This window comes from Streptomyces sp. NBC_00078, from assembly GCF_026343335.1.
Classification (GTDB): domain Bacteria; phylum Actinomycetota; class Actinomycetes; order Streptomycetales; family Streptomycetaceae; genus Streptomyces.
In genome coordinates this window covers 4,964,871-4,990,417 of sequence record NZ_JAPELX010000001.1, presented here as the reverse complement: position 1 = coordinate 4,990,417, position 25,547 = coordinate 4,964,871, and the positions used below count along the sequence as shown (strand labels likewise).

At 71.4% G+C, this 25,547-nt stretch carries 25 protein-coding genes; 10 read left to right on the top strand and 15 right to left on the bottom strand.

Features of this window, described 5'->3' with window-relative positions; translation table 11 throughout:
* Window positions 1–38 precede the first annotated feature (38 nt).
* Window positions 39–806, top strand: a complete 768-nt coding sequence (locus tag OOK07_RS23450; protein WP_266798261.1) for a glycosyltransferase family 2 protein — start codon at window positions 39–41, stop codon at window positions 804–806.
* Here OOK07_RS23450 and OOK07_RS23445 read toward each other — a convergent pair.
* Complete coding sequence (locus OOK07_RS23445; protein ID WP_266798259.1) at window positions 796–1,431, bottom strand: hypothetical protein; 636 nt, start codon at window positions 1,429–1,431, stop codon at window positions 796–798. The two genes, OOK07_RS23450 and OOK07_RS23445, sit on opposite strands and share 11 nt — an antisense overlap.
* Window positions 1,432–1,533: 102 nt before the next feature.
* Between OOK07_RS23445 and OOK07_RS23440 the strand changes: the two genes are divergently transcribed.
* On the top strand, window positions 1,534–2,031 hold the full coding sequence (locus OOK07_RS23440; RefSeq protein ID WP_266798257.1) for a hypothetical protein: 498 nt from the start codon (window positions 1,534–1,536) through the stop codon (window positions 2,029–2,031).
* On the opposite strand, the gene OOK07_RS23435 is transcribed toward OOK07_RS23440, so the two are convergent.
* Window positions 1,970–2,857: a TIGR03943 family putative permease subunit gene (locus tag OOK07_RS23435; RefSeq protein WP_266798255.1), complete on the bottom strand. Its 888-nt coding sequence runs from the start codon at window positions 2,855–2,857 to the stop codon at window positions 1,970–1,972. The two genes, OOK07_RS23440 and OOK07_RS23435, sit on opposite strands and share 62 nt — an antisense overlap.
* Window positions 2,854–3,777: a permease gene (locus tag OOK07_RS23430; protein WP_266802010.1), complete on the bottom strand. Its 924-nt coding sequence runs from the start codon at window positions 3,775–3,777 to the stop codon at window positions 2,854–2,856. The genes OOK07_RS23435 and OOK07_RS23430 overlap by 4 nt, the downstream gene beginning before the upstream one ends.
* Window positions 3,778–4,224: 447 nt before the next feature.
* Here OOK07_RS23430 and OOK07_RS23425 point away from each other — a divergent pair, with 447 nt between their 5' ends.
* Complete coding sequence (locus OOK07_RS23425; protein WP_266798253.1) at window positions 4,225–6,102, top strand: NAD-binding protein; 1,878 nt, start codon at window positions 4,225–4,227, stop codon at window positions 6,100–6,102.
* A 406-nt stretch (window positions 6,103–6,508) separates the two neighbouring features.
* On the opposite strand, the gene OOK07_RS23420 is transcribed toward OOK07_RS23425, so the two are convergent.
* Window positions 6,509–8,347: a S9 family peptidase gene (locus tag OOK07_RS23420; protein ID WP_266798251.1), complete on the bottom strand. Its 1,839-nt coding sequence runs from the start codon at window positions 8,345–8,347 to the stop codon at window positions 6,509–6,511.
* Window positions 8,348–8,474: 127 nt separating this feature from the next.
* Between OOK07_RS23420 and OOK07_RS23415 the strand changes: the two genes are divergently transcribed.
* Both OOK07_RS23415 and OOK07_RS23410 read left to right on the top strand, forming a co-directional pair.
* Window positions 8,475–8,843: a nuclear transport factor 2 family protein gene (locus tag OOK07_RS23415; protein ID WP_266798249.1), complete on the top strand. Its 369-nt coding sequence runs from the start codon at window positions 8,475–8,477 to the stop codon at window positions 8,841–8,843.
* A 44-nt stretch (window positions 8,844–8,887) separates the two neighbouring features.
* Window positions 8,888–9,667 carry an SURF1 family protein gene (locus OOK07_RS23410; RefSeq protein WP_266798248.1) on the top strand — a complete coding sequence of 260 codons (780 nt, stop codon included), beginning with the start codon at window positions 8,888–8,890 and terminating at the stop codon, window positions 9,665–9,667.
* A 94-nt stretch (window positions 9,668–9,761) separates the two neighbouring features.
* Here OOK07_RS23410 and OOK07_RS23405 read toward each other — a convergent pair whose 3' ends face one another.
* The 4 genes from OOK07_RS23405 to OOK07_RS23390 form a co-directional block, all read right to left on the bottom strand.
* Window positions 9,762–10,802, bottom strand: a complete 1,041-nt coding sequence (locus OOK07_RS23405) for a hypothetical protein (protein ID WP_406312228.1) — start codon at window positions 10,800–10,802, stop codon at window positions 9,762–9,764.
* A 113-nt stretch (window positions 10,803–10,915) separates the two neighbouring features.
* Complete coding sequence (locus OOK07_RS23400) at window positions 10,916–11,602, bottom strand: SigE family RNA polymerase sigma factor (RefSeq protein WP_405671176.1); 687 nt, start codon at window positions 11,600–11,602, stop codon at window positions 10,916–10,918.
* A gap of 445 nt (window positions 11,603–12,047) precedes the next feature.
* Window positions 12,048–13,112 (bottom strand): aspartate-semialdehyde dehydrogenase, encoded by a 1,065-nt coding sequence (locus tag OOK07_RS23395; protein WP_266798244.1) that lies wholly within the window; start codon window positions 13,110–13,112, stop codon window positions 12,048–12,050.
* The gene (locus OOK07_RS23390; protein WP_266682726.1) at window positions 13,112–14,389 is read right to left on the bottom strand and encodes an aspartate kinase; all 1,278 of its coding nucleotides are present in this window, start codon (window positions 14,387–14,389) and stop codon (window positions 13,112–13,114) included. The genes OOK07_RS23395 and OOK07_RS23390 overlap by 1 nt, the downstream gene beginning before the upstream one ends.
* Window positions 14,390–14,664: 275 nt before the next feature.
* Between OOK07_RS23390 and OOK07_RS23385 the strand changes: the two genes are divergently transcribed.
* From OOK07_RS23385 to OOK07_RS23370, 4 genes are all read left to right on the top strand, one after another.
* Window positions 14,665–15,396, top strand: coding sequence for a cyclodityrosine synthase (locus OOK07_RS23385; protein WP_266682725.1), 732 nt, complete (start codon window positions 14,665–14,667; stop codon window positions 15,394–15,396).
* Window positions 15,386–16,591: a cytochrome P450 gene (locus OOK07_RS23380; protein WP_323178105.1), complete on the top strand. Its 1,206-nt coding sequence runs from the start codon at window positions 15,386–15,388 to the stop codon at window positions 16,589–16,591. The genes OOK07_RS23385 and OOK07_RS23380 overlap by 11 nt, the downstream gene beginning before the upstream one ends.
* 115 nt (window positions 16,592–16,706) lie before the next feature.
* Window positions 16,707–17,405: a response regulator transcription factor gene (locus OOK07_RS23375; protein ID WP_266682724.1), complete on the top strand. Its 699-nt coding sequence runs from the start codon at window positions 16,707–16,709 to the stop codon at window positions 17,403–17,405.
* The gene (locus OOK07_RS23370) at window positions 17,402–18,757 is read left to right on the top strand and encodes a HAMP domain-containing sensor histidine kinase (RefSeq protein WP_266682723.1); all 1,356 of its coding nucleotides are present in this window, start codon (window positions 17,402–17,404) and stop codon (window positions 18,755–18,757) included. Before OOK07_RS23375 ends, OOK07_RS23370 begins: the two co-directional genes overlap by 4 nt.
* 3 nt (window positions 18,758–18,760) lie before the next feature.
* Here the strand turns inward: OOK07_RS23370 and OOK07_RS23365 are convergent, their stop codons facing one another.
* The 4 genes from OOK07_RS23365 to OOK07_RS23350 form a co-directional block, all read right to left on the bottom strand.
* Window positions 18,761–19,264 carry an SgcJ/EcaC family oxidoreductase gene (locus OOK07_RS23365; protein WP_266682722.1) on the bottom strand — a complete coding sequence of 168 codons (504 nt, stop codon included), beginning with the start codon at window positions 19,262–19,264 and terminating at the stop codon, window positions 18,761–18,763.
* Between the two features lie 405 nt (window positions 19,265–19,669).
* On the bottom strand, window positions 19,670–20,332 hold the full coding sequence (locus OOK07_RS23360; RefSeq protein ID WP_266682721.1) for a DUF5063 domain-containing protein: 663 nt from the start codon (window positions 20,330–20,332) through the stop codon (window positions 19,670–19,672).
* Window positions 20,325–20,924, bottom strand: a complete 600-nt coding sequence (recR, locus tag OOK07_RS23355) for a recombination mediator RecR (RefSeq protein WP_266682720.1) — start codon at window positions 20,922–20,924, stop codon at window positions 20,325–20,327. Before recR ends, OOK07_RS23360 begins: the two co-directional genes overlap by 8 nt.
* A 59-nt stretch (window positions 20,925–20,983) precedes the next feature.
* On the bottom strand, window positions 20,984–21,346 hold the full coding sequence (locus OOK07_RS23350) for a YbaB/EbfC family nucleoid-associated protein (RefSeq protein WP_266682719.1): 363 nt from the start codon (window positions 21,344–21,346) through the stop codon (window positions 20,984–20,986).
* Window positions 21,347–21,614: 268 nt separating this feature from the next.
* Between OOK07_RS23350 and OOK07_RS23345 the strand changes: the two genes are divergently transcribed.
* Window positions 21,615–22,364, top strand: coding sequence for an SLATT domain-containing protein (locus tag OOK07_RS23345; RefSeq protein ID WP_266682718.1), 750 nt, complete (start codon window positions 21,615–21,617; stop codon window positions 22,362–22,364).
* 70 nt (window positions 22,365–22,434) lie between these two features.
* On the opposite strand, the gene OOK07_RS23340 is transcribed toward OOK07_RS23345, so the two are convergent.
* The 3 genes from OOK07_RS23340 to OOK07_RS23330 form a co-directional block, all read right to left on the bottom strand.
* A complete protein-coding gene (locus OOK07_RS23340; RefSeq protein WP_266798242.1) occupies window positions 22,435–24,327 on the bottom strand; it encodes a protein kinase domain-containing protein in 1,893 nt (630 codons plus the stop codon).
* 85 nt (window positions 24,328–24,412) lie between these two features.
* A complete protein-coding gene (locus OOK07_RS23335; protein ID WP_266682716.1) occupies window positions 24,413–24,871 on the bottom strand; it encodes a MarR family winged helix-turn-helix transcriptional regulator in 459 nt (152 codons plus the stop codon).
* Window positions 24,868–25,470, bottom strand: a complete 603-nt coding sequence (locus tag OOK07_RS23330) for a type 1 glutamine amidotransferase family protein (protein ID WP_266798240.1) — start codon at window positions 25,468–25,470, stop codon at window positions 24,868–24,870. The genes OOK07_RS23335 and OOK07_RS23330 overlap by 4 nt, the downstream gene beginning before the upstream one ends.
* Window positions 25,471–25,547: the final 77 nt, after the last annotated feature.

Sequence of the window (25,547 nt, the reverse complement as noted above, 5' to 3'; positions counted from 1 at the left end):
CCCTTCACCCTTCACCCGGAAAGGTGTTGACCGTCGCTGTGAGCCGGCGCATCGTCATCGTCACCGCTGTGCACGCCCCGTCGGCCGGGTTCCTGCCGGAGGCGTACAAGTCCCTCTGCGAGCAGGAGCTTCCTCGGGGGTGGGAGTGGCACTGGGTGATCCAGGAGGACGGCACGACCGACGGCGTCCGTCCCTACGTCCCCGACGACGGGCGCGTGACCTTCCGGCAGGGCCGGCCGGGCGGCCCCGGCGTCGCCCGTACGATCGCACTCGCCCACGTCGAGGGTGAGTACGTGAAGATCCTGGACGCCGACGACCAGCTCGCGCCGGGCGCACTGGCCCGCGATCTGGCGGCGCTCGAAGGCGACTTCGGGATCGGATGGGCGACATCGCGGGTGCTGGACCTGATGCCGGACGGCTCCACGGTCGGCTTTGAGGGCGAGCCCGCCGACGGGCCGATCGAGCGCGGGACCGTACTCGACTACTGGAAGGCGAACGACTTCCGCGCCCAGGTCCACCCGGCGACGCTGTTCGTCCGGCGGGATCTGCTGCTGGCTCTCGGCGGGTGGATGGCGTTGCCGGCGTCCGAGGACACCGGCCTGCTGCTCGCACTGAACGCCGTCGTCCGGGGCTGGTTCTCGCAGGAGGTGGGCCTGTTCTACCGGAAGTGGGACGGGCAGATGACGGGTCAGGCGGCGCATGCCGACTCGGCCGAGCGGGATGCGCGGATGGCTGTGGTGGAAGCGAGAGCCAGGACGTTGGCGGACCTCCAGTGGCGCCACCCGCGTCATCCGGTCACGGACTGACCGGGGCGTTGCCTGCGGACTGACCTGCGGCCTGACCCGCCGGCTGACCTGCGGACCGACCCAGCCACTGGGCGATCCTGCGCACGGTGGTCTCGTCGAGTTGCTCGGCGAGGGTCTGTACGGCCGCATGGTCGTCCGGCGTGAGGTCGTGGAGACCGGCCTTGCTCAAGCCGGCCATGAGCACCTGCTGCCGACGACTGTGCAGGCGTTCCGCGAGCGGGCTCGGCGTCGGGCCCTCGGAAGCGACGAACGGCGCATGCGGTGCGGCGCCCGTCACAGCCGCATCCGTCGCGGCCGTGCCCGGCACAGCCGTATCCGGCACAGCCGTATCCGTCGCGGCCGTATCCGTCGCGGCCGTATCCGTCGCAGTGTCCGTCGCGGCCGTGGCCGCCGGCACCTCGTGGCGCTGCCACGCACCGTCCTTCGGGCCCCACAGGCTGACCGTGAGATCGCCGCCGCGCGCCCGCACGGTCTGGGCCATCTCGCCGAGCGCGTACTGCACGGGGGCGCGGTGGGGCGACTCGGCGCACACCTGCCAGGACGTCGAGGAGGGCTGGTAGAACTGCGCGACCCAGCGTGGCGTCCCGGTCGGCTGCGGACTTCGGGGACGTGTCGTCGTCTCCACTGTGTTCACCCCTTCATGACCCTTCCGGAAGCTGCGCGGCAGAGGGACGATAACTGACGGTCAGTCAGATATCCAGGGTTGCCTGCATGCAAGGAGCCGGAGATGAGCCATGCTGCTCGCGCGCGGAGTGCGTACGACCGAGCCGTGGCCGCGTGCGGATACGCCGGAGTGGACCGGGCCGCCGCCGAACTCGTGCCGAAGACTCCCACCGGGCGGGCGGCGGGCGCCCTGCGTCTGTCCGCCCGTTCCCTCGACGCGCTCTCCGCGAGCGCACCCGACGCCGCACCCGACCCCGCGGCCGACGCCCGCTGCGCGCGTAACGCCGCCGCCGCGGCCGCACTTGCCGCACAGGTGGCTCACTCGGTCGACGGCAGCGAGGCCGCGCTTCGGGCGTTGCGAGCCGCGCTCACCGCCTCTCAGGCCGCCGCGGTGGCGGCCGGCGGATCGGCGCCGGGCAGGGACCCGTCCCTGAACTCCGCCGCAGACGACGCCGAGGAGCTGGCTGTCGCTGCGGCGCGCGAGGCCGGGTGGCCGGTCGTCAGTTGTTCCACGACTCGTCGTACGGATCCTTCGGCGTCGCCACCGGTGTCGCCGCCGTGACCTGGAGATACGGGATCGGGCCGTTGTTGACGGGGTCCTTGGTCCGCCTGGGGGTGTACGTCCCGGTCACCTCCAGCCACTTGTCCGGTTGCAGCACCGGGGGGATCTTGCCGGTCAGGGCGATCTTCACCGGCTGGGCGTCCGCCGCACAGCAGTTGAGGGCCATGCGGACCAGGTAGGGGTGGCCGGCGTGGTCCAGGGCGACGAAGCCGGTGACCTTGATCTGACGGCCGTCGATGAAGCGGCCGTGGTCGTAGACCGCGCGGGTCGCGTAGTCGACCACGTTGAGGCGGAGCGGGCCGGTGGCGGGCAGGTGGTTGTAGCCGTACGGCTGCTGCAGCGCCGTACCGGTGCGCATCGCGCTGTACGAGCCGAGGGCCGGCGGGGCGACCAGGATGAGGGCGAGAAGGGGGAGGACGAGGAGCCAGGAGACGCGGGGTTCACGGTGGACGTGACCGTGCCCGTCCTCGGCGCGCCCGTCGTCCCCGCGCCCGTCGTCGGCGTAAGCACCTTCGCCGCGAGCACCTTCGCCGCGAGCGTCTTCCCCATGGGCGTCTTCACTGTGGGCGTCTTCACTGTGGGCGTGTCCGTCGGCGTGGGCTTCGTGGGGACGCCCGTTCTCCGCATCGACGCCTCCCGTCCCCTTCCGCTCCCGCCACTCGTACCAGGCCGTCGCCAGCGCCGCCGCGATCAGCACCCCGCCCGACAGCAGCAACAGCGGCTGCAGGCCCGCCTTGACGTAGCGCAGGTACAGGTTGGTGAAGCCCGCGTGCAGCAGGGCCGCACCGATGAGGAACAGGACCGCGGCCTGTGCCTGGCGGTTCACAGGAGCACCGCCCCGGTCAGGACGGCGCCCGCGATCGCGAGGGCGAAGGTGGCGGGGGCGAAGCGCAGGGCGAAGCCGCGGCCGAACGTGCCCGCCTGCATCGCGAACAGCTTCAGGTCGATCATCGGGCCGACGACCAGGAACGCCAGCTTGGCCGTGAGCGAGAACTGGGTGAGTGACGCCGCCACGAACGCGTCCGCCTCCGAACAGATGGACAGGAGTACGGCGAGGACGGCCAGCGCCAGGATCGCCACCAGCGGGTTGTCCGCCGCCGTGCGCAGCCAGCTCGCCGGGGCGACGGCCTTGAGCGTCGCGGCGGCCATCGCGCCGATGACCAGGAAGCCGCCCGCGTGCATCACGTCGTGCCGGACCGAGCCCCAGAAGGCGGCGCCCTTGCTCCGGCCCTCGTAGTGCGGGCGCTCCGGCGGGCGCAGCCAGTCGGAGCGCCCGAGGCGTTGCCACAGCCAGCCCATCACACAGGCCACCAGCAGGCTGCCGACGAAACGGGCGAGGACCATCTCCGGGTTGCGCGGGAAGGCGACCGCGGTCGCCGTCAGCACGATCGGGTTGATCGCCGGGGCGGAGAGGAGGAAGGCGAGCGCGGCGGCCGGGGTGACGCCCCGGCGCACCAGCGCGCCGGCCACCGGCACCGACGCGCACTCGCAGCCCGGCAGCACCGCACCCGCCAGCCCGGCGACCGGAACCGCCAACGCGGGCCGCTTCGGCAGGGCGCGAGCGAAGAACGACGCCGGGACGAACACGGCGATCGCCGCCGAGAGCAGCACCCCGAGGACGAGGAAGGGCAGCGCCTGCACGAGCACGGCCACGAACACCGTCATCCAGCTCTGCATGACGGGTGCGGACAGCGCGCCGCGGATCGGGCCCTGCAGCAGCACCAGCAGGAGCAGCACCATGGTCAGGACGAGCGGCGACTTCGATTCGCGCCCCCCGTCGGCCGCCTGCTCCCCGGGCTCCCCCGCCTTCCCCGGCTTCCCCGCCCTCTGAAACTTCTCGGGCTTCCCCGCCTTCTCGGGCGTTTCCGCTATGTTCGGCTGCCCCGTGTTCCCCGCCGTGTTCGGCTGCCCGGGCCTATCCGCCGTGTTCGGCTTTCCGGGCTCTGGTCCGTGGCCCAACGGCTCATGGCTGTCCGCCCCCGTAGGGGCTGCTTTGGTGATGGCCACGGGCGAGGTACCTCCGGTGGTGCGGCGGAGCGCTGACTCCCTCCGCCTCAATACGGTGGAGAAGGGGCGGTCGTTCAGTGACTGCCTTCGGTTGTTTGTGGAACCTCTCCTCCCGGTGAGGCAGTCTTCTCCCTCGTGGCGAGCGTTCCGAATCAGAGTCAGCCGGGCAGTGACAGGTCCGCGCACATGGTGGTGTGTGGCGACGACGGACTGGCGCATCGGCTGGCCGCCGAACTCCGGGGTGTTTACGGCGAACAGGTCACGCTCGTCGTACCGCCCGCCGACCGCGGTGTCAGGCCGCCGGTGGTCGGACGCGCGCGGGCGACGACGGCGGCACTGCTCGACCGGGTGGTGAACGCGACCGTCAACCGGGCGAACGGCGCCGCCTCCGAACCCGTGGGAAACACCCAGGTCGTGGAGGCCGCCGAGGCTACCGAGGAGGCTCTCGGCGCGGCCGGGGTGGAGCGGGCCACCGCACTGGCGCTCGTCTACGACGACGACGAGACCAACATCCGCGCCGCCCTCACCGCCCGCCGCCTCAACCCCCGGCTGCGGCTGGTCCTGCGGCTGTACAACCGGCGGCTCGGCCAGCACATCGAGGAACTCCTCGACCAGGCGGCCGCGTTGGCGACCGGAGACGGCGAGTCCGCCGGCGGCGACGCCTCCACCACCGTACTGTCCGACGCCGACACGGCCGCGCCCGCGCTGGCCGCCACCGCTGTAGCCGGCACCAGCAAGGTCGTCCAGACCGACGGGCTGCTGCTGCGGGCGGTGGAACGGACGCCGCGGGCCGGGCAGGTCGCCGAACCGGGCCTGGCCACGCTGGCGCTGCTGTCCGCGGAAGGCGCCGAGAGCGGCGAGGAGCAGGGACCGGAGCTGCTGCCCGACGCGGCGGCGGTCCGGTCCGCGACCGGCCGCGGGACCGTCGTACTGGAACAGGTGTCGTACACCGGGCCCGAACTGCCGTCCGCGCGCGGGGGTGTGGCCTTCGCCTCGCTGTTCTCGCGCCGGCTGCGCTGGTCGCTGGCCGGCATGATCGCGTGTGTGCTCGCGCTCGCGGTGGCGCTGTGGCTGGTGACGGGGATACATCCGCTGAGCGCCTTCTATCTGACCCTGCTCGATCTCTTCGCCATCGACGATCCCGCCATCGGGGCGTCCGTAGGGCGGCAGATCCTTCAGCTCCTCTCGGGACTCACCGGACTGCTGCTGCTGCCGGTGCTGCTCGCCGCGGTGCTGGAGGCGCTCGGCACCTTCCGGACCGCGTCCGCGCTGCGGAAGCCGCCGCGAGGGCTGGGCGGTCATGTGGTCCTCCTCGGGCTCGGCAAGATCGGTACGCGGGTGCTGACCCGGCTGCGGGAACTGAACATCCCCGTGGTGTGCGTCGAGTCCGACCCCGACGCGCGCGGACTGGCCACGGCGCGGCGGCTGCGGGTGCCCGTGGTGCTCGGGGACGTCACTCAGGAGGGCGTCCTGGAGGCCGCCAAGATCCACCGCGCACACGCGCTGCTCGCGGTGACCAGCGCGGACACCACCAACCTGGAGGCCGCTCTGTACGCGCGGTCCGTGCGGCCGGATCTACGGGTCGTGCTGCGGCTGTACGACGACGACTTCGCGACCGCCGTCTACCGGACGCTGCGGGCCGCCCATCCACGGGCGTCCACCCGGAGCCGCAGCGTGTCCCACCTGGCGGCACCCGCCTTCGCCGGGGCGATGATGGGGCGGCAGATCCTGGGGGCGATTCCGGTGGAGCGGCGGGTGCTGCTGTTCGCCGCCGTGGACGTGGGTGGGCATCCGCCGCTGGAGGGCAAGACGGTCGCGGAGGCGTTTCGGGCGGGGGCGTGGCGGGTGCTCGCCCTCGACACGGGGGCCTCCGGCGGCCGCCGGGAGGAACCGGCGGCCGAGGAGGCGTACGAGGATGTGCGGCCGGCACATGGGTCCGGGTTGGTGTGGGACCTGCCCGACTCGTATGTCCTGCGGAGCTCGGACCGGGTGGTGCTGGCGGCTACCCGGCGGGGGCTGGCCGAGTTGCTGGGCAGACGCCCCCGGGAGCGGACCGGGGCGTGAGCGGTGCCCGGTGCCGGGGCGCTGCCCGGTGCCGAAGCGTGCCCGATGCCGGGGCGTGCCCGGTGCCGGAGCGTGCCGGGGCGTAACCGGTGAGCGCTGCCCAGAGCGCTGCCCAGAGCCGAAGCGGTGCCCAGTCCCGAAGCGTGCCCGATGCCGGGGCGTGCCCGGTGCCGGAGCGTGCCGGGGCGTAACCGGTGAGCGCTGCCCAGAGCCGGAGCGGGCGTTGCTGCCTTCTCCGGGCCGGGCGCTTCGGTCCTCCGGGCCGGGCGCTTCGGTCCGAACCGCCTTGTCCGCAATCGCCGGACAGGTTGAGAACCCCGCACGGCGCCGAGAAGCACCGCAGCACCACCCCCGGTCCTCCTTCCACCGCCAGTCCTGCTTCCGTCGCCTGTCTCGCTTGCGCCCCCTATCCCGCTACCCCTCCGCCTCCGCCTCCCAAGTACCGCTCCGCGAAGTCCAGTTCCAGCCGCACCTGCTTGATCCGCTCGTCCACCACCAGCGAACCGTGCCCCGCGTCGTACCGGTACACCTCGTGGACCGCGTCGCGCGCCTGAAGGCGTTCGACGTAGTTCTCGATCTGGCGGATGGGGCAGCGGGGGTCGTTGACTCCGGCCGAGATGTAGACCGGCACCTTGACCTGGTCGACGTAGGTGAGGGGGGACGAGGCCTCGAAGCGCTCCGGGACCTCCTCAGGGGTGCCGCCGAGCAGCGTGCGGTCCATGGCCTTCAGGGCTTCCATCTCGTCGTGGTACGCCGTGACGTAGTCGGCGACCGGGACCGCCGCGATGCCCAGGGTCCACGCGTCCGGCTGGACGCCGAGGCCGAGGAGCGTGAGGTAGCCGCCCCAGGAACCGCCGGTCAGGACGAGCCGGTCGGGATCCGCCAGGCCGGAACTCACCGCCCATTCACGGACCGCCGCGATGTCCTCCAGCTCGATCAGGCCCACCCGGTGCTTCAGGGCGTCGGTCCAGGCGCGGCCGTAGCCCGTGGAGCCGCGGTAGTTGACGCGGACCACCGCGTACCCGTGGTCGACCCAGGCCGCCGGGCCCGCCGCGAACGCGTCGCTGTCGTGCCAGGTGGGGCCGCCGTGGATGTCGAAGACCGTCGGCAACGGGCCCGTCGCGTCGGCGGGCTTGTGGACCAGGGCGTGGATGCGGCCGCCGGGGCCGTCCACCCACACGTCCTCCACCGGCACCGAACCCGGGGACTTCAAGCCGGGCGGGTCGAGGACGACCTCGCCCGTCGTCGAGCGGACCGCCGACGGCTCGGCGGCCGAGGACCAGAGGTACTCCACGCTGCCGTCGGGGCGGGGCGTGGCGCCGGAGACCGAGCCGGGCGGGGTGGGGATCTTGTCCAGGGTGCGGCTCGCCAGGTCGTACCGGAACAACTCGCTGCGGGCCTCGAAGCCGTGCGCGATGAGCAGGCCCGTGCCGTCCGGGTACCACTCGGCGCTCACGTCGCCGGGCAGGTCGAGGGCCAGGTCGGTCTCCTCGCCCGTGACCACGTCCCACACCAGGGGCTCCCAGCGGCCGCGACGCTGGTGGCCGATGAGCAGGCGGGTGTCGCCGTCGACGGGGGCGAAGCCCAGGACCTCCAGGCCCAGTTCCTCCTTGCCTCCCTCGGTGTCGTCCAGCTCGGCGACCGCCGTGCCGTCGGCCCGCAGGACGCGCAGGGCGGAGTGCATCGCGTCGCCGTGCTCCGTGTGCTCGATCGCGATCAGCGAACCGTCGTGCGAGAGGTCGCCGACGCCTGCCGACTCGCGGTGGCGGTAGATCTCCACCGGGTCCTCGCCCGCGCGGGCGAGGTGGATCGTCGTGCCCTCCTCGTCCGTGGAGCGGCCGACGATCGCCGTGCGGCCGTCCCTGCCGAGAGCCAGGCCCGCCGGGTACGAGGCCTCCAGACCGGCCACCGCCGGCTCGTCCGGGCCGCCGTCGAAGGGTTGTCTGCGCCAGACGCCGAACTCGTCGCCGTCCTTGTCGTCGAACCACCAGATCCATGCGCCGTCCGGGGTGAGCACGCCGTCCGTCGTGCCGTTGGGCCGGTCCGTCACCTGGCGCTGGCCGCCCGTCGCCCGGTCCCAGGCGTACAGCTCGTACGTCCCCGTCGCGTTCGACACGAACAGGGAGCGCTGGGGCGCGTCCTCCGCCCAGTCAGGCAGCGACACCCGTGGCGCCCGGAAGCGCTTCTCCCAGTCCGGCATCTGCTCGTTCAGCTCCGGCGCAGCGGACCCGTTGCTCTCAGTCATGGCCCCATAGTGCCTGCTCGCGGTGACAATGCGCCGACGGGATCCTCAGCCTGTGGACAACTTCTACCGGTCCCTTACCGTCCCGGTCCGGGGCCGGTTGTCAGTGGCGGCGTGCAGACTTCCCGGCATGACCGATCTGCGCAAGACAGTCGAGAGGTTCTGGGCGGCCGCCGAGTCCCGGGACTGGACCGCGTTCGCCGACACCCTGGCCGAGGACGTCGTCTACACCCTGCCGCAGACCCGCGAGAAGATCACCGGCAGACAGAGGTACGTGCAGTTCAACCGGGAGTACCCGGGCGACTGGCATCTGCGGGTGGAGCGCATCGTCGCCGAGCCCGGACAGGTGGTCACCCGGGTCCACTTCACGGTCGGACTGGAGGAGTTGTTCGGGATCTCGTTCTTCTCCGGGGACGGGCGGATCACGTCCATCACCGACTTCTGGCCCGAGCCCTATGAGCCCCCGGAGGGCCGGGACCACCTCACCGAGCGGTTCTGACCCCGCGGCCCGGCCCCGCGCGGCTGCCCCGTACCTTGGATGGCGTGTACCGGTTTCTGCTGACGCGCCGCTGGTGGGGGATCAACGTCTTCGTGCTGCTCGCCATCCCCTTCTGCATCTTCATGGGGTCGTGGCAGCTGAGCCGGTTCGAGGACCGGGTGCAGGACCACCGTGACGCGACCGAGCAGGTCACCACCGACCGGCACGAGACGGCCCGTCCGCTCGGGGAGCTGCTGCCCGTGGACAAGGCCACGTCCGGCAGGCAGGCCACCGCGACCGGACGGTACGGCAAGCAGCTGCTCGTCCCGGGCCGTGAACTCGACGACAGGCGCGGCTACTTCGTCCTGACGCTGCTGCGCACCGACGGCGGCAGGGCGCTGCCCGTGGTGCGGGGCTGGCTGCCGGGTTCCGCCGACACCGCCAAGGCGCCCGCCCCACCCACCGGTGAGGTCACCGTCACCGGTGCGCTGCAGGCGTCCGAGACGCCGGGGGACAACGGGGTGAGTGCCCAGGGTGGGCTGCCGGCCGGTCAGACCGCGGCGATCAGCTCGGCGTCCCTGGTGAACCTCGTGCCGTACGACGTGTACGACGCGTGGATCACGCTGGACAAGGCGGACGCCGGGATGACGGCCGTGCCGGCCACGGCACCCGCGGACTCCGGCCTCGACCTGAAGGCCTTCCAGAACCTCGGCTACACCGGCGAGTGGTTCGTCTTCGCCGGGTTCGTGGTGTTCATGTGGTTCCGGTTGCTGCGCCGCGAGGCCGAGTTCGCACGGGACGCGGAAATGGGGCTGGTGACGGAGGAGGAACGGGTCACCGTCTGAGGCCGGCCGGCATCAGCACGGGGCACCTCTGACCCCGCTCCGCATCCCCGGGCCTCCGGAGTGCCCCTCCGGTGGAAGGCCACGCCAGGCAAGGTCACGCCCCGGCCAGTACCCCGGTGTAGTACACCGTCCCCGCGCACGCGTTGAGCACCGTCGCCGACACCGTGGGCGACCCCGCCTCGCTCGTGTGGGACACGGTCACGCTGCCGTCCGCCGTGCCGTCCGCCGTCAGCATCTGGGTGGTCACACCGCTGTCGGTGCCGGTGGTGCCGGACGTGGTGCCGGTCTCCTCGGACGGGGTCGGGCTCGGAGTGGGCCCCCCGTCGCCGCCGCCGTCACTGCTGCCCGTGGTGGGGCAGGTCGCCGACGGCACCCAGGCGAACTTCACCTCGTACGCCGCGCCCGGCTGCAGCTGCAGTCCCGTGACCTCGGTGGAGGGGTCGGGCAGACCTGCCGCGGCGTCTCCGGACACATGACGCTGCCTGACGATCTTGGTGGCGTCCGCGGCGCCCTGCGCCAGCGTGCTCACCGACCCGGGACCGCCCACGGCGCACACGGTGGTGGAGACGTTGACGACGCGGAAGGTGCCGTACACCGTGTTCGCGGAATCGGGGGCGCCCACGGACTGGGTGGGCGAGCCGAGCTGTTCGGCCGTGCACACGGGGACACCCGCCGCGCTGGTGGCAGCGGGGCCGGTGCCCGCGCCGCTGCCCGGGCCGGTACCGGTGCCCTTGCCCTTGCCGTCGCCCTTCGGGCTGCCCTTGCCGGGGTCCTCGGCCTTGCCGGGGTTGCCCCCGGCGGTGCTCTCATCGCCGTCCGCGCCTTTTCCCTGCCCTGCGCCGCCCTGGGCCTGTGAGGCCTGGCCGGCGACGGACGGGTTGACGTCGGAGCCGATGGCGTTCGAGACGTGCAGCAGGGCCGGGACGGCGGTGCCGATGAACAGGGCGGCGGCCGCCATGCCGACGACGGCCTGCCGCTTGCGGGCGCGCCGTGCGGGTACGGCCTGCCGCAGGTGGTCGAGTGTGCCGTCGCGCGGCTCGACCGCCTGCACCGCCTGGTGCAGCATCCTGCGCAGAGCCAGCTCGTCCGAGTCGAACCCGTCGTCGGGGCTCTGGCCGTCGGGGCCGTGGTTCACAGTTCCGTTCCCAGCGTGCGTTGTCCTGTGGTCTTGCTCGTGCCCTCGCGTCGGCTCATGCCACGCGAAGGGCTCGTGACGCTCATGGGAGTCACGTCCCGCGCCGTCCTTGTTCATGCCGATGCCTCCATCGCGAGACGGAGGGCCGCGATGCCGCGGGAGCCGTACGCCTTCACCGAGCCCAGCGATATCGCGAGCGTCTCGGCGACCTGCGCCTCGGTCATGTCCGCGAAGTACCGCAGGACCAGGACCTCACGCTGGCGGCGCTGCAGGCCCTTCATCGCGTTGATCAGGGAGTCGCGCTCCAGCAGGTCGTACGCGCCCTCCTCGGCGCTCGCCATGTCGGGCATCGGCTTGGACAGGAGCTTGAGGCCCAGGATGCGGCGGCGCAGGGCGGAGCGGGAAAGATTGACGACCGTCTGACGCAGGTACGCGAGCGTCTTCTCCGGGTCGCGGACGCGCTTGCGTGCCGAGTGCACGCGGATGAAGGCCTCCTGGACGACGTCCTCGCAGGAGGCGGTGTCGTCGAGCAGGAGGGCCGCGAGTCCCAGCAGGGAGCGGTAGTGCGCCCGATAGGTCTCGGTGAGGTGGTCGACAGTGGTGCCGGCCGCCGCGGAGTCATCGGCGCACTCGGCGCCGTCGCGCTGATTCGGGATGCGGGCGGGCCGCGCTGCAGGCATGGGCGCGATCACCGGCATGCCGCCGCCGGGCGAGCCGGACGTGCGGGGTCGGAGGGACGCCCGGGGCGGCCGTAGGGCCGTACCGCGGGTCGCCGCACTGAAGTCGAGAACCTCTGCCACGCCAGTTGGACACGCTTACCCCCGTCAGGGTTGTACGTGCCGAGCGTCACTTTTGCGTCATGTGCCGCAGTCGGCTGTCTGATGTCAGGCAGCACAACCGACCGTGCGTCGAACGCCCTCATGCGTACCCGCTCTTCCCCTGTGTCCTGAATGTCCGAGGCGTCCCCACGCCTCGCAGCGCATCCCCACGCCCCGGAGGGCGTTCACAAAGACGCTCCCCGCCCTCCGCGCGGTTGCGGAGGGCGGGGAGGAAATCTTCGGATGCCGAGGGGGTCCGGGGCAAGTGGTACGGACCAATACCCGAACCACACCCAGCCCACAGATCCTACAAATCAAACCGGCCGCAGCCAGGGCTTTTCCGGCGGTAACCCCTTGCTTGCGGATGTGTTGCGCACAACACGGCATGTCATGGGAGCGCAACCATGGTCACACTCCGTCACACGGCCTACCGGAATTCCGCCGCCACCAGCTCCGCGATCTGTGCGGTGTTCAGGGCCGCGCCCTTGCGCAGGTTGTCGCCGCAGACAAAGAGTTCGAGGGCCGTCGGGTCGTCCAGCGCCCGCCGCACCCGGCCCACCCAGGTCGGGTCGGTGCCCACGACGTCGGCGGGTGTGGGGAACTCTCCGGCGCCCGGGTCGTCGAAGAGGACGACACCGGGGGCGGTGGCGAGGATCTCGCGGGCCCCGTCGACGGTGACCTCGCCCTGGAAGCGGGCGTGGACGGTGAGGGAGTGCGTGGTGACCACCGGCACCCGTACACAGGTCACGGCCACGGGCAGGGTGGACAGACCGAGGATCTTGCGGGTCTCGTCCCGCACCTTCATCTCCTCGGAGGACCAGCCGTCCTCGCGCAGCGAACCGGCCCACGGCACGACATTCAGCGCGACCGGCTCCGGGAACGGGCCGGTGTTGTCGCCCACGGCCCGCCGCACATCGCCGGGGCTGGTCCCCAGTTCCGTACCGGCGACGAGCGCCAGTTGCTGACGCAGCGTGTCGACACCGGCGCGTCCCGCCCCGCTGACGGCCTGGTACGAGGAGACGACCAGCTCGCGCAGCCCGAACTCGGCGTGCAGCGCGCCCAACGCGACGATCATGGACAGCGTCGTGCAGTTGGGGTTGGCGATGATCCCGCGGGGCCGCAGGCGCGTCTTGTGCGGGTTGACCTCGGGCACCACGAGTGGCACCTCGGGATCCATCCGGAAGGCGCCCGAGTTGTCCACCACGACCGCGCCCTTGGCCGCGGCGATCGGCGCCCAGTGCTCGGACACCTCGTCGGGTACGTCGAACATGGCGACGTCGACCCCGTCGAACGCTTCCTCCGCCAGGGCCACCACCTCGACCTGTTCGCCGCGCACGGTCAGCTTGCGGCCGGCCGAGCGCGGCGAGGCGATCAGCCGGATCTCGCCCCAGATGTCCGCGTGCTGGGACAGGATCTGGAGCATGACCGTGCCGACGGCTCCGGTCGCACCCACGACCGCGAGCGTCGGCCGGACGGACCCTGTCCCGGCCATCAGCGGCCTGTGCCCCCGTAGACGACCGCTTCGGCGGTGTCGGAGTCGAGGCCGAAGGCGGAGTGGACGGCGCGCACAGCCTCCGGCACGTCGTCGGCGCGGGTGACGACCGAGATACGGATCTCGGAGGTCGAGATCAGCTCGATGTTGACCCCTGCGTCGCTGAGCGCCTCGAAGAAGGAGGCCGTGACACCCGGGTTGGTCTTCATGCCTGCGCCGACGAGCGAGATCTTGCCGATCTGGTCGTCGTAGCGCAGCGAGTCGAAGCCGATGGCCGTCTTCGCCCGCTCCAGCGCGTCGATGGCCTTGCGGCCCTCGGTCTTGGGGAGGGTGAAGGAGATGTCCGTCAGCCCCGTGGAGGCGGCGGACACGTTCTGTACGACCATGTCGATGTTGATCTCGGCGTCGGCGATGGCGCGGAAGATCGACGCCGCCTCGCCCGGCTTGTCCGGGACCCCGACGACCGTGACCTTGGCCTCGGAGGTGTCGTGCGCGACACCCGAGATGATGGCCTGCTCCACCTTCTTGTCCCCTTGCTCGATCGGCTCACTGCTGACCCACGTGCCCTGCAGTCCGCTGAAGGACGAGCGGACGTGGATCGGGATGTTGTAGCGGCGGGCGTACTCCACACAGCGGTGGAGCAGCACCTTGGAGCCCGACGCGGCGAGCTCCAGCATGTCCTCGAAGGCGATCCAGTCGATCTTCTGCGCCTTCTTCACCACGCGCGGGTCGGCGGTGAACACGCCGTCGACGTCGGTGTAGATCTCGCACACCTCGGCGTCGAGGGCGGCGGCCAGCGCGACGGCGGTCGTGTCGGAACCACCGCGACCGAGGGTCGTGATGTCCTTCTTGTCCTGGCTGACGCCCTGGAAGCCGGCGACGATGGCGATGTTGCCCTCGTCCACCGAGTCACGGATCCGGCCGGGCGTGACGTCGATGATCCGTGCTTTGTTGTGGACCGAGTCGGTGATGACGCCTGCCTGGCTGCCGGTGAAGCTCTGGGCCTCGTGGCCCAGGTTTTTGATCGCCATGGCCAGCAGTGCCATGGAGATACGCTCTCCGGCGGTCAGCAGCATGTCGAACTCACGCCCGGCCGGCATCGGGGATACCTGCTCGGCGAGATCGATCAGCTCGTCCGTCGTGTCGCCCATCGCGGAAACGACGACGACCACCTGGTGGCCGTTCTTCTTCGCTTCCACGATTCGCTTGGCGACGCGCTTGATGCCCTCGGCATCGGCTACGGAGGAGCCTCCGTACTTCTGCACGACAAGGCCCACGTGCGCTCCTCGCTCGTCCGTCTCTTACCGCAGATACACATGCACTGCGGTCGGCTCAGTCTATCGAGCGCCCGAAATCGACCTTCCTGAAACCACATGGTGAGATCCGGCGCTCCAGCACGGTCCCTGCCCGCCTGGCACGTGAACACTCCGCAAAGTGGGCCAGGTCACCCGTTGACGCTCTCAGTAGCCGGGCGCTAACTTCGCGTCGTCGTCGCCACACCAGGAGCACACGGCTCCATCGGGACTAGCGACGCGCGAGGGATTCTCCTTCCTTGACGACTGCGACCGTGATCCAGCACGTCATACCGGCCGACCTCTTCGAGGTACGGCCCTTCACACCCCATTGCGAGGTCATCCTCACCGCCGCCGACCATGCCGTCATCGGCGTCTCCCCCGGCAACAGCTACTTCTCCGCACACCGTGTCCACGACCTGGCCCGCTGGGGCCTCGCCGTCTTCGAGCGCGTGGACTTCGTGTACACCGACCTGCACGTGGCCGAGATGTACGAGGCGTCCGGCTATCCGGCCGACGAGGCACGCCGCAAGGCGGTGAAGAACCTGCGCGGCGTGCGCGCGAAGGTCCTCGGCGCCGTGGGCGCCGTCGACCCCGGGGGCACCCGCCTCAGGGCCCACGCCATGTCGGAGTTCCGCGCCAACACGGCGTACCGCGAGATCCACGAGGACCTGCGCACCCGACTGGCCTCCGACGACGAGTTCCGCTCGACCTGCGAACAGCTCGTCGACGCGTTCCTGTCCACGAAGGCCGCCGAGGACCGGCAGGTGACCGCCCGGCAGCGCGAGGTCTGCCTGGAGTACGTCACCGCGGAGGCGCCCCTCTTCCTCGACACCCCCGCCATCCTGGGCGTCCCCTCCTCCCTCAACTGCTACCACCAGCTCCTGCCGATGGCCGAGCTGCTCTACGCGCCCGGCGCGGGCCTGCGCGCCTCCCGCAACCAGGGCCACGCCATCGTCACGCCGGCCCAGGGAGCCACCGATGCCCGCTGAGGAACTCATGCCCACCGGGGAACCCATCGACTTCCCCTTCTCCTGGCGCGGCGACCAACTCCCGGCAGAGGTCGAGGAGTTGCGCGAGAGGACCCCGGTACGCCGGGTGCGCACCATCGCGGGTGACGAGGCCTGGCTGGTGTCGTCGTACGAGCTGTGCAAGCAGGTCCTGGAGGATCCTCGCTTCAGCCTGAAGGACACCTCCGCTCCCGGTGTCCCCCGCCAGTACGCGCTGACGATCCCGCCCGAGGTCGTCAACAACATGGGGAACATCACCGGCGCCGGACTGCGCAAGGCCGTCCTCAAGGCGCTCAGTCCGAAGAGTCCCGGGCTGGCAGAGTGGCTTCGCTCCTACGCCGGGGAGCTGGTCGACGGCCTGGTCCGGGAGGGTGCGCCGGTGGATCTGCGGGGCGGTTTCGCCGACCCGTACTCGGCGGGCATGCACTGCCGCATCCTCGGCATCCCGCGCGCGGACGCACCCCGGCTGATGCGCAGCCTGGACATCGCCTTCATGAACTCGGCCTGTCCGGTCACGGGGGCGCGGCTCAACTGGGACCGCGACCTCGCTTACATGACCGAGCGGCTCGACGACCCGGCGACCACAGGCCTGATGGCCGAACTCGCCGCCCTGCGCACGGACCCCGACTACGCCCACCTCACCGACGAGATGCTCGCGACGGTCGGGGTGACGATGTTCGGCGCGGGCGTCATCTCGACGTCCGGCTTCCTGACCATGGCGCTGGTGTCGCTGATCCAGCATCCCCAGCTGCAGGAGGAGCTGGTCGCGGACCCCGGGAAGATCCCCGCGGCCGTCGACGAGCTGCTGCGCATCAACCTCTCCATCGGCGACGGGCTGCCGCGCCTCGCGACCGAGGACGTACGCCTCGGCGAGGTGGACGTCCGTAAGGGACAGCTCGTCCTCGTCCTCGTCGAGGGCGCCAACTTCGACCCGTCCGCGTTCCCCGATCCGCACACGGTCGACCTCGCCCGCGCCAACGGCACGGCCCACCTCTCCTTCGGCGGCGGCCGCCACTACTGCCCCGCCACCGCTCTCGGCCGCAAGCACGCCGAGATCGCCCTGGGGACGCTGCTGGAGCGGATGCCACGGCTCCGGCCGGCCGTGCCGATCGAGCAACTGGTGTGGCGGACGGGGTTCATGAAGCGGATCCCGGAGAGGTTGCCGGTGATGTGGTGACGGAGATGTGGTGACGGTGATGCGGTGACCGCGCCAGGAGCCTGAAAGCCCGGCGGCCGGCTGTGTTCGGATCGCCTTCGTTCACCTGTGAAGTTCACGCATTAGGGTTCGCCCCGTGCGCGTACTACTGGTGGAAGACGATGAGCCGGTCGCCGAGTCCCTTCGCCGTGGCCTGAGCCGCTACGGCTTCGAGGTGGAGTGGGTCACCACGGGCGGGGCGGCACTGAGCCACGAGGGCCCGTACGACGTCGTACTCCTCGATCTCGGCCTGCCGGACACCGACGGCCTCGACGTCTGCAGGACACTGCGCGAGCGCGGCGACGTACCGATCATCGTGATCAGCGCGCGCAGCGACGAGACGGACCGGGTGGTGGGCCTGGAACTCGGCGCGGACGACTACGTGTCCAAGCCGTTCGGGGTGCGCGAGGTCATCGCGCGGATACGAGCGGTGATGCGGCGCGCGCAGCCCCGTACCCCTTCTTCCGCTGCTCTCGGGGAGAGCGGCCCCGACCGGTACGGCTCCCGCCTCACCATCGACCGCAAGGCCGCGCGCGTCCGGCTGGACGGCGAGGAGGTGGCGCTCGCCCCCAAGGAGTACGACCTGCTGTCCTTCCTCACCGAGGAGCCCGGTGCGCTGATGTCGCGCGAGCAGATCATGGAGGCGGTCTGGGACGCGAACTGGTTCGGGCCCACGAAGACGCTGGACGTGCATGTGGCGGCGCTGCGGCGCAAGCTCGCCGGGGCGATCACCATCGAGGCCGTCAGGGGCGTCGGCTTCCGGCTGGAGATCGCCGAAGACGTCGGGGCCTCATGAACCGGCAGCTCATCCGCAGTTACATCCTGCTCGTCGCCGTGGCCATCCTCCTGTTCACCGTGCCGGTGGCCTTCACGCTCACCAAACAGCTGCGGGACGACACCGAACTGTCCGTCCTGCGCGAGGCCAGGACCATGGCGCTGCTGCTGGGCAACGGTGACAGGATCTCCTGCGACGCCCTGGAGAAGGTGGCCAAGGCCTACGGCGTCCAGACCCCCGGCGACGTCGAGGTGACCCCGACCGCGAGCTGCGCCCCGGACCTGCCGGAGCCCGCCGGGAACGCGGCGCTGTCCCGGGCGGTGGAGAAGAACGACCCGACGACCGACTGGGGCTCCGACGTCATCTGGGGCAAGCACCTGGAGATCACCGTTCCCGCCCAGGGGCAGGCGGCCGTACGGATCGTGTACTCGACCTCCGGCATGACCGACAGGCTGTGGCAGATCTGGGGCTTCCGGGCCGGCCTGGCCGTGTTCGTGCTGGCCGCGGCCGCCGCGATCGGCGCGTTCGCCGCCCGCCGGATCACCGCGCCGCTGCGCGAACTCAACTCCATGGCGAGCAAGTTCAGCGACGGCGACCTGACCGCCCGCTCTCCGGTGACCGGCCCACCGGAGACCCAGACCCTCGCCCGCACCCTGAACCAGGGCGCGGAACGCCTGGACACCCTGATCGCCTCGCAGCGCATCTTCGTCGCCGACGCCTCCCATCAACTCCGCACCCCCCTCACGGCGTTGCGCCTGTCGCTGGACAACATCGCGGACGGGGTGGACGACGAGTTCGTACGGGAGGACGTGGAGCAGGCGACCGCGGAGGTCGTCCGGATGAGCCGCCTCGTGAACGGTCTGCTGGTACTGGCGCGCGCGGAGGCGAAGGTCGCGGCCGCGGAGCCGCTCGCCCTGCGGGACATCGTGCGGGAGCGGATGTCGGTGTGGAGACCGGCCGCCGACGAGCGCGGAGTCACCATCACGCTCGGGGGGAGTGCCGACGGCCGGCCGTCTGTGCTGGCCACCCCTGGTCATCTGGACCAGGTGCTGGACAACGTGCTCTCGAATGCGCTGGAGGTCTCGCCGGACGGAGGCACGATCACCGTCCGGGGCGAGACCGCGGGCGACGAGGTGGTCCTCTCCGTGCTGGACGAGGGCCCCGGCATGTCGCACGCGGAGAAGTCCCGCGCCTTCGACCGCTTCTGGCGCGGTCAGGGCCTGACCGGGCGCTCCGGTTCGGGCCTCGGCCTCGCCGTCGTCAAACAGCTGGTGACGGACGACGGCGGAACCGTGGCTCTGCGGGACGCTCCCGGGGGCGGGCTGTGCGTGGAGATCCGCCTGCGGGCGGCCGCACAGCGGACCGGCGGCTGACGGTCACTTCTTCTCGGGCATCACCGAGGAGTGGTGGTTGACGATCTTCCACTTCCCGTCGATCTTCTCGTACGTGTACGTGTAGCGGGCCTCGACGACGCGCTTCCTGCCGGTGTCGTGGTCGGTGAGCGTGAACTCGTAGACGCCGGTGTCGATCGCGGAGTTGCTGTCGAGCACGTTGACGATCGTCTCGATCTTCGTGCCGACCGGCTTGTTGGCAAGGAAGTGGTCGAAGTAGTCGACGATCCCGGCGCGGTCGGTCCGGACCTCGTTGGAGACGGTGGGCAGCAGGGTCGCGTCCCTCGCGTACAGGTCCGCCACCTTGTCCGAGTCGCCGGTCTGGAGCGCCTTGTTCCAGGTGTCGAACAGGCCGGCGATCTGCGTCTTGGTGGGCTTGGCGGCGTGCTCGGGCCCGGCGGTGGCGGCGATGGTGCCCACGGTGCCGAGGGTCACGAGGGCGGTGGCGGTGACGACGGCTGCGCGCTTGCTTATGGAACGACGGGTCATCGCTGTCTCCAGTGCGGTACGGGTCTGGGCGGTGACTCCCTTCGCGTTCTCCGCGGTGTCCGCGGTTCCTGCTGGGGAAGTGACTCCAGACTCGCTTCTCACTGGTTAGGGCCTGTGCAGGTGTCGTACAGCGCAGCTCCAGGACACACCCAACTCGCGTGGAGTGACGGCCCGGTCACGTTCGGCCACGCAGAGGACCGACGCCCGCTCCGGCCGATACGACGCCCATCCCCACAACGGCAACGAGGGTGCGCCCTACCCGACCGAAGGTGCAGTGGGCCACACCATGAAGCCGGTGCGGCAGCCCGCCGGGACGGGGTGGCCGAGGCGGGGGCACCGGCGTCACGCGGTCGCCGACGGAGCTGTTCGCCCTGCTCGGACAGGTCGGCCGCTTCCCCAGGACGGCTACGTGACCGGCCGCACCCCCAGCGGCCCCCCGATCTCCTCCTGCATCACCTTGCCGGCCTCGAACTCCAGGGTCTCGTCGCCCATGGAGGCCTGGTCGGTGTCCAGGCCGTCCAGCTCCTCCAGGGGCTGGTTCAGGCGCACGTGGGCGACGATCGACTGGAGCGCGCGCAGCGCGGCCGACGCCGTGGAGCCCCAGTTGGAGAAGTAGGAGAACTGCCACCACCACAGGGCCTCCGAGGTGCGGCCCGCGCGGTAGTGGGCCATGCCGTGGCGGAGGTCGGTGATGACGTCGGTCAGGTCGTCGGAGATACGGGCCGGGACCGGGGCGGTACGGGGCTCGTACGGGTCGAAGACCTCGGAGTAGACGTCGATCGGCTCCAGCAGCCGGGCCAGGTTCTCGCGGAGGTCGTCCACGTCGGCGTCCGGGCCCGTGTCGGGTTCGTAGCGCTCGTCGGGGACGATGTCCTCGTGCGCGCCGAGGCGACCGCCGGCCAGCATCAGCTGGGAGACCTCCAGGAGGAGGAAGGGGACCGCCGAGTCCGGCTCGTCGCCCTTGGCCACCTCGGTGACGGCCACCAGGAAGCTCTCCACCTGGTCCGCGATCTGGACCGCGAAGTCGTCCGGGTCGTGCGTCGTGGCATGCAGCGTCGCGTCAGACATCTAGGAGTCGTCTCCCCTCGAAGGCGCGGCCGAGGGTCACCTCGTCCGCGTATTCCAGGTCGCCACCCACCGGGAGGCCGCTGGCCAGGCGGGTGACCTTGAGGCCCATGGGCTTGATCATGCGGGCGAGGTAGGTGGCTGTGGCCTCGCCCTCCAGGTTCGGGTCCGTGGCCAGGATCAGTTCCGTGACCGTCCCGTCGGCCAACCGTGCGAGAAGTTCTCGTATACGCAGGTCGTCGGGTCCCACACCCTCGATGGGGCTGATCGCTCCGCCCAGGACGTGGTAGCGGCCACGGAACTCACGTGTGCGCTCGATGGCGACCACGTCCTTGGGCTCCTCCACCACACAGATGACGGAGACGTCGCGGCGGGTGTCGCGGCAGATGTTGCACAGCTCTTCCTGCGCGATGTTGCCGCAGGTCGCACAGAAGCGGACCTTCGCCTTGACCTCCATGAGGGCCTGCGCGAGGCGCCGTACGTCCGTCGGTTCGGCCTGCAGGATGTGGAAGGCGATCCGCTGGGCGCTCTTGGGACCGACGCCGGGCAGCCGCCCCAGTTCGTCGATCAGGTCCTGCACCACGCCTTCGTACAACGGACTGCCGCCCTTCCTGGGGTTCCTTCAGTGCGTACGGTAGTTGGCGGACACCCGTCTTAGAAAGGCAGGCCGGGAATACCGCTGCCGCCGCCCAGGCCCTGCGCGAGCGGGCCGAGCTTCTGCTGCTGGAGAGTCTGGGCGTTCTCGTTGGCCGCCTGGACCGCCGCGACGACGAGGTCCGCGAGGGTCTCGACCGTCTCTTCGATGGATCCGGCCTCGGGGTCCACCGCCTTCGGGTCGATCTTCAGCGCGCGCAGCTCGCCGGAGCCGGTGACGGTGGCCTTCACCAGGCCGCCGCCCGCCTGCCCTTCGACCTCGGTCTGCGCCAGTTCCTCCTGCGCACGCTGCAGGTCCTCCTGCATTTTCTGGGCCTGCTGGAGCAGCTGCTGCATGTTGGGCTGGCCACCACCGGGAATCACGATCAGCTCCTGGTTTCGTACGGCTGTCTGGGCGAGTTTTTCCCGCCTGGCACGAGCCTACGTGGTCCCGGCAGCCATCGCCCCAGCACTCTTTCGAGTGAGCCTTTGCCGAGTCCTATACCTGATCAAGGCGCACTTCCGGATGGAAAAGAGGCGGATCCCGGGGCTTCGCCACCCATTGGGCGGTAGGAAGGGTCCGGCACGTCAGCGTCGGGTGTCACGCAACGTGTGCGTTCGTGATCAGTCTCGTGATCAGTAGGGAGTGCCGGTGGGTCAGCCGGAGATGCAGCCCGAGGGTCCGCCCCAGGACGGGCGGGGAGAGGGTGCGGCCGGACTGCGGCCGGGCGATCTGACCGGGCGCGCGTTGCCCCTGGGGGACTGGGGCGAGCCGGCCGAGCGCCTGCACGAGCTGTACCGGTGGGTCGAGCAGGGGGCGCTTGAGACGGCGGCCTGGTATCTCGCGGACCGGGCGTGGAAGCGGCGGGGCGCGCGGGCGCTGCGCACGGGGGCCGCGGCGGGGGCCGTCACCGGGGCCGCGCTGCCGCTGCTGGATCTGACCGGGCTGGCCGCGGGGCTGGCCGCGTGGGGGTACCTGGCGCTGCTGCTCGCGGTGGCGTGCGTGGCCGTGGACCGGTTCTTCGGCGTGACGTCGGGCTGGATAAGGGACGTGGCGACCGCGCAGGCCGTGCAACGGCGGCTGCAGGTGCTGCAGTTCGACTGGGCCTCGGAGAGTGTGCGGGAGGTGCTGGGGCCCGCGGAGGGGACGGCGAGCGAGGCCGCGGAGCGGTGCCTCGGGGTGCTGCGGCGGTTCTCGGACGACGTGACCGAGCTGGTGCGCACGGAGACGGCCGACTGGATGGTGGAGTTCCGCACGGGGACCGCGCCGATGAGTATCCAGTCCGCCGGGACCGGCGCCGGGCGCCAGGAGATCGGCAGCGCGCAGGGCCGTTTCCCGCTGCCGCCGGGCACGGGCGCACGGCCCAACATGCCACGTCAGCGGCCACCCGAGCCGAGGTGAGCGCGGCTGCCGCGGCGACAGCGACTCCCGGCCCTGGTCTCAACGGCCTTGCGGAGAAGGGGACTTGAGGTTACTCCTTGGTGTACGTCAGCTTCTCGCCGTTGCTGCTGTTCTCACGGCTCAGACTGCCGTCAGGCAGCAGACTGATCACGGTGGCGTCGCCCGGCTTGCAGTAGCCCGAGTCGCCGGACGTCACGGTGGACGGGCCGATCTGGATCATGCCGCCGCTGCCAGGCGCCGAGGTCAGGTCGGCCTGGAAGACGCAGTGGTAGGTGCCGTTGCTCGTGGGTCCGTCGGCGACGAGGGAGAGCACCGTGTCGCCCACCTCGCCCTGCTGGATGGTGAGTTCACGGGTGTTCTCACCGTCGGCGTTGGTGATGGTCGTCGTCCAGGTGCCCAGGTAGCCGGCCGGGATCGCACCGTCGGACGGCGCGGGGGTGGTGGGGTGCGGGCTCGTCGGGTCCGGCCGGGACGTCGTCGGGCCGGACGTGCGGGGTGCGCCGGTGGTCGGGGCCGGGCCGGACTTGTCGTCGGACTTGTCGCCGCCGCTCATGAGGGCGTACACCGAGCCGCCGGCGCCCAGGGCGACGACCAGGGCGACGGCGATCAGCGCCGCGGTGGAGCGGCCGCTCCTCCTGGGCGGTTCCTGCGGGGCGGGCGGGACCGGGCCGGCGTAGGGCGGGCCGTAGGGAGGAGTGGAGCCCAGGCCTCCGTAGGCGCCGGGCTGCTGGGGGTAGCCGTAGGCACCGGGCGGCGGCTGCTGCGGGTAGCCGTAGCCGGGCTGCTGCTGGGGATGCTGCTGCGGATAGCCGTAGGCCGGATGGCCGGGCGGGGGTGTCTGGGTGCCCTGTCCCCCGACCATCGTCGGGAGGTGGTTCAGCGGCGCCCCGGTGCCCGGCTGTCCGGGCGGGGGCGGCACCGCGGCGGCGCCCGGCTCCGGTGCGGAGTCGGCGGCGGGGGCGTGCTCGGGCGAGGCCTCGGGTGCCGCCTTCTTCAGCGAGGGCCCCGCGGCGCCCTGCGAACCCCCGGGCCCGGTCGCCTCCTCCGGGTCCTCGGAGTCCAGCAACTGCACGGCGTGCCGCCCGAGTTGGGCGACCAGGGCGCTCGGCAGCCACGGGTCCCGCGAGCGCCCGCCGAGCACGGTGTCCTCGGCCCCGGTCCGCTCCAGCACGTCGTCCAGCGCCGGCCGGGCGCCGGGATCCTTCTTCAGACAGTCCCGTACGAGGTCGGCGATGCCCTCGGGCATCCCCTCCAGGTCGGGCTCCTCCTGGGCGATACGGAACATCAGGGCGTGCACACCGCTGTTGGCGCCGCCGAAGGGAAGGTGGCCGGTGGCGGCGTACGCCAGCACCGAGCCCAGGCAGAAGACGTCGCAGGCGGGCGTGATCCGGTCGCCGCGCACCTGCTCGGGCGCCATGAACCCGGGCGACCCGACGAGCGCGCCGGTCCGGGTCAGCCCGCCGTCCGTCACGGTCTCCAGCGCCCGCGCGATCCCGAAGTCGATGACCCGCGGACCGTCGATCGTCACCAGCACGTTGGACGGCTTGAGGTCGCGGTGGATGATCCCGGCAGCGTGGATGTCCTGCAGTGCGTGCGCGAGCCCGGCCGCGAGGATGCGCACCGAACGCTCGGGCAGCGCCCCGTGGTCGCGCCCGACGACCTGCTGCAGGCTCGGCCCGGCGACGTACCCGGTGGCGACCCAGGGCACGGCGGCCTCGGTGTCGGCGTCCAGGACGGGTGCCGTCCAGTGCCCGCCGACCTGCCGCGCGGCCTGCACCTCCTGCCTGAACCGCGCCCGGAACTCCTCCTGCGCGGCCAGCTCCTCCCGCACCAGCTTCACGGCGACGGTACGACCCCGGTCCGACCGGGCGAGATACACATGCCCCATCCCGCCGGCCCCGAGCCGCGCGAGCAGCCGGTACGCCCCGATACGCTGCGGATCCCCAGCCCCGAGCTTCTCCATCGCAGGTCCCCCGAAATCCCCCGATACGCCCTGTGCAACATCCCAACGATAGTGCGGGCGTACGGGGAGATGGACGGAGCGGTGTCTACGGTTCCGTAACGGGCGGCCCCAGCCGGTCCAGCACCTTGGACAGCCGTTCCAGTACGCGGACGGCCTCGGCGAGTTCGGCCTCCCCGAACTCCTGCGCGAGCCGGTCGGCGAAGGCCGCGTGACCCGGGCCGATACACGCGATCGCCGCGCGCCCCTGGGCCGTCGGCGCGAGGAGCTTGGCGCGGCGGTGGGCGGGGTTGGGCCGGTACTCGGCGAGGTCGCGCTGCACGAGCAGGTCGGCGATCCGCTGGACGCTCTGCCGCGTGATGCCCATGGCGCGGGCGATCCCGGCGACGGACAGCGGCTCGCCCAGAACCGCGCCGAGCACCTGCCACCAGGCGGCCGTGAGTCCGGCGGGCTTCGCCAACTCCTCTGCGACGGCGAGGAACTGGCCGTTGAGCCGGAAGACCCCGAGGGCACTGCGGCTGAGCAGGTCCTGGCGTTCGCGGCTCACCGGCCGGCCTTCTCCAGGACGGCGTAGGCCTGCGCGTCCGAGTCGTGGAACAGCCGGTACCAGGCGTCCAGCACCTCGCCCTCGTACACCCCGAGCAGCCGGAAGACCTCCCGCGCGAAGGCGACGGGCTCGGTGGGCCCTGCGGTGATCAGGTTCCCGTCGGTGACGGCGTCGGCGTCGACGTACCGCTCGCCGCCCTGGTACCCGGTCGCGGCGAGGTAGAAGGAGATCGCGCTGGTGTGGTCGCGGCCGTCGAGCAGTCCCTCTCGCGCGAGCCCGGCGGTGGCTCCGCAGATGGCGGCGACCGGGACGCCCGCATCGAGGAAGGCGCGGGCCCTGCGGGCGAAGGGGGCGAGCTCGTCGCCGGCGTCCCAGAGGTCGGCGCCCGGGAGGATCAGCAAGGAGCTGTCCTCGGGCCGTGCGTCGTCCAGGGCCAGGTCGGGCTGGACGCGGAGGCCTCCGATGGAGCGCACCGGCTCCCGGGTCGGCCCCACGGTGCGGATCTCGTACCCGGCGCGGGCGAGATAGGCCGTCGTGTGCCCCGTCTCCCAGTCGGCGAGGGTGTCGTAGACGGCGAGGTGCACAGGCTTGCGGCTCATGATTCCTCCTCCGGCGAAAAGCAGTATGACAGCAGGCTGCCAATTCGACAGCCTGCTGTCAATAGCGGGCCACCTGC

Bases quoted from the DNA above. Each gene is read 5' to 3' on its own strand.
- OOK07_RS23420 (WP_266798251.1), bottom strand. From the start codon at position 8,347: ATGACTGAGAGCAACGGGTCCGCTGCGCCGGAGCTGAACGAGCAGATG.
- OOK07_RS23425 (WP_266798253.1), top strand. From the start codon at position 4,225: ATGGTGGTGTGTGGCGACGACGGACTGGCGCATCGGCTGGCCGCCGAA.
- OOK07_RS23330 (WP_266798240.1), bottom strand. From the start codon at position 25,470: ATGAGCCGCAAGCCTGTGCACCTCGCCGTCTACGACACCCTCGCCGAC.
- OOK07_RS23380 (WP_323178105.1), top strand. From the start codon at position 15,386: ATGCCCGCTGAGGAACTCATGCCCACCGGGGAACCCATCGACTTCCCC.
- OOK07_RS23440 (WP_266798257.1), top strand. From the start codon at position 1,534: ATGAGCCATGCTGCTCGCGCGCGGAGTGCGTACGACCGAGCCGTGGCC.
- OOK07_RS23340 (WP_266798242.1), bottom strand. From the start codon at position 24,327: ATGGAGAAGCTCGGGGCTGGGGATCCGCAGCGTATCGGGGCGTACCGG.
- OOK07_RS23370 (WP_266682723.1), top strand. From the start codon at position 17,402: ATGAACCGGCAGCTCATCCGCAGTTACATCCTGCTCGTCGCCGTGGCC.
- OOK07_RS23395 (WP_266798244.1), bottom strand. From the start codon at position 13,112: ATGGCCGGGACAGGGTCCGTCCGGCCGACGCTCGCGGTCGTGGGTGCG.
- OOK07_RS23365 (WP_266682722.1), bottom strand. From the start codon at position 19,264: ATGACCCGTCGTTCCATAAGCAAGCGCGCAGCCGTCGTCACCGCCACC.
- OOK07_RS23415 (WP_266798249.1), top strand. From the start codon at position 8,475: ATGACCGATCTGCGCAAGACAGTCGAGAGGTTCTGGGCGGCCGCCGAG.
- OOK07_RS23360 (WP_266682721.1), bottom strand. From the start codon at position 20,332: ATGTCTGACGCGACGCTGCATGCCACGACGCACGACCCGGACGACTTC.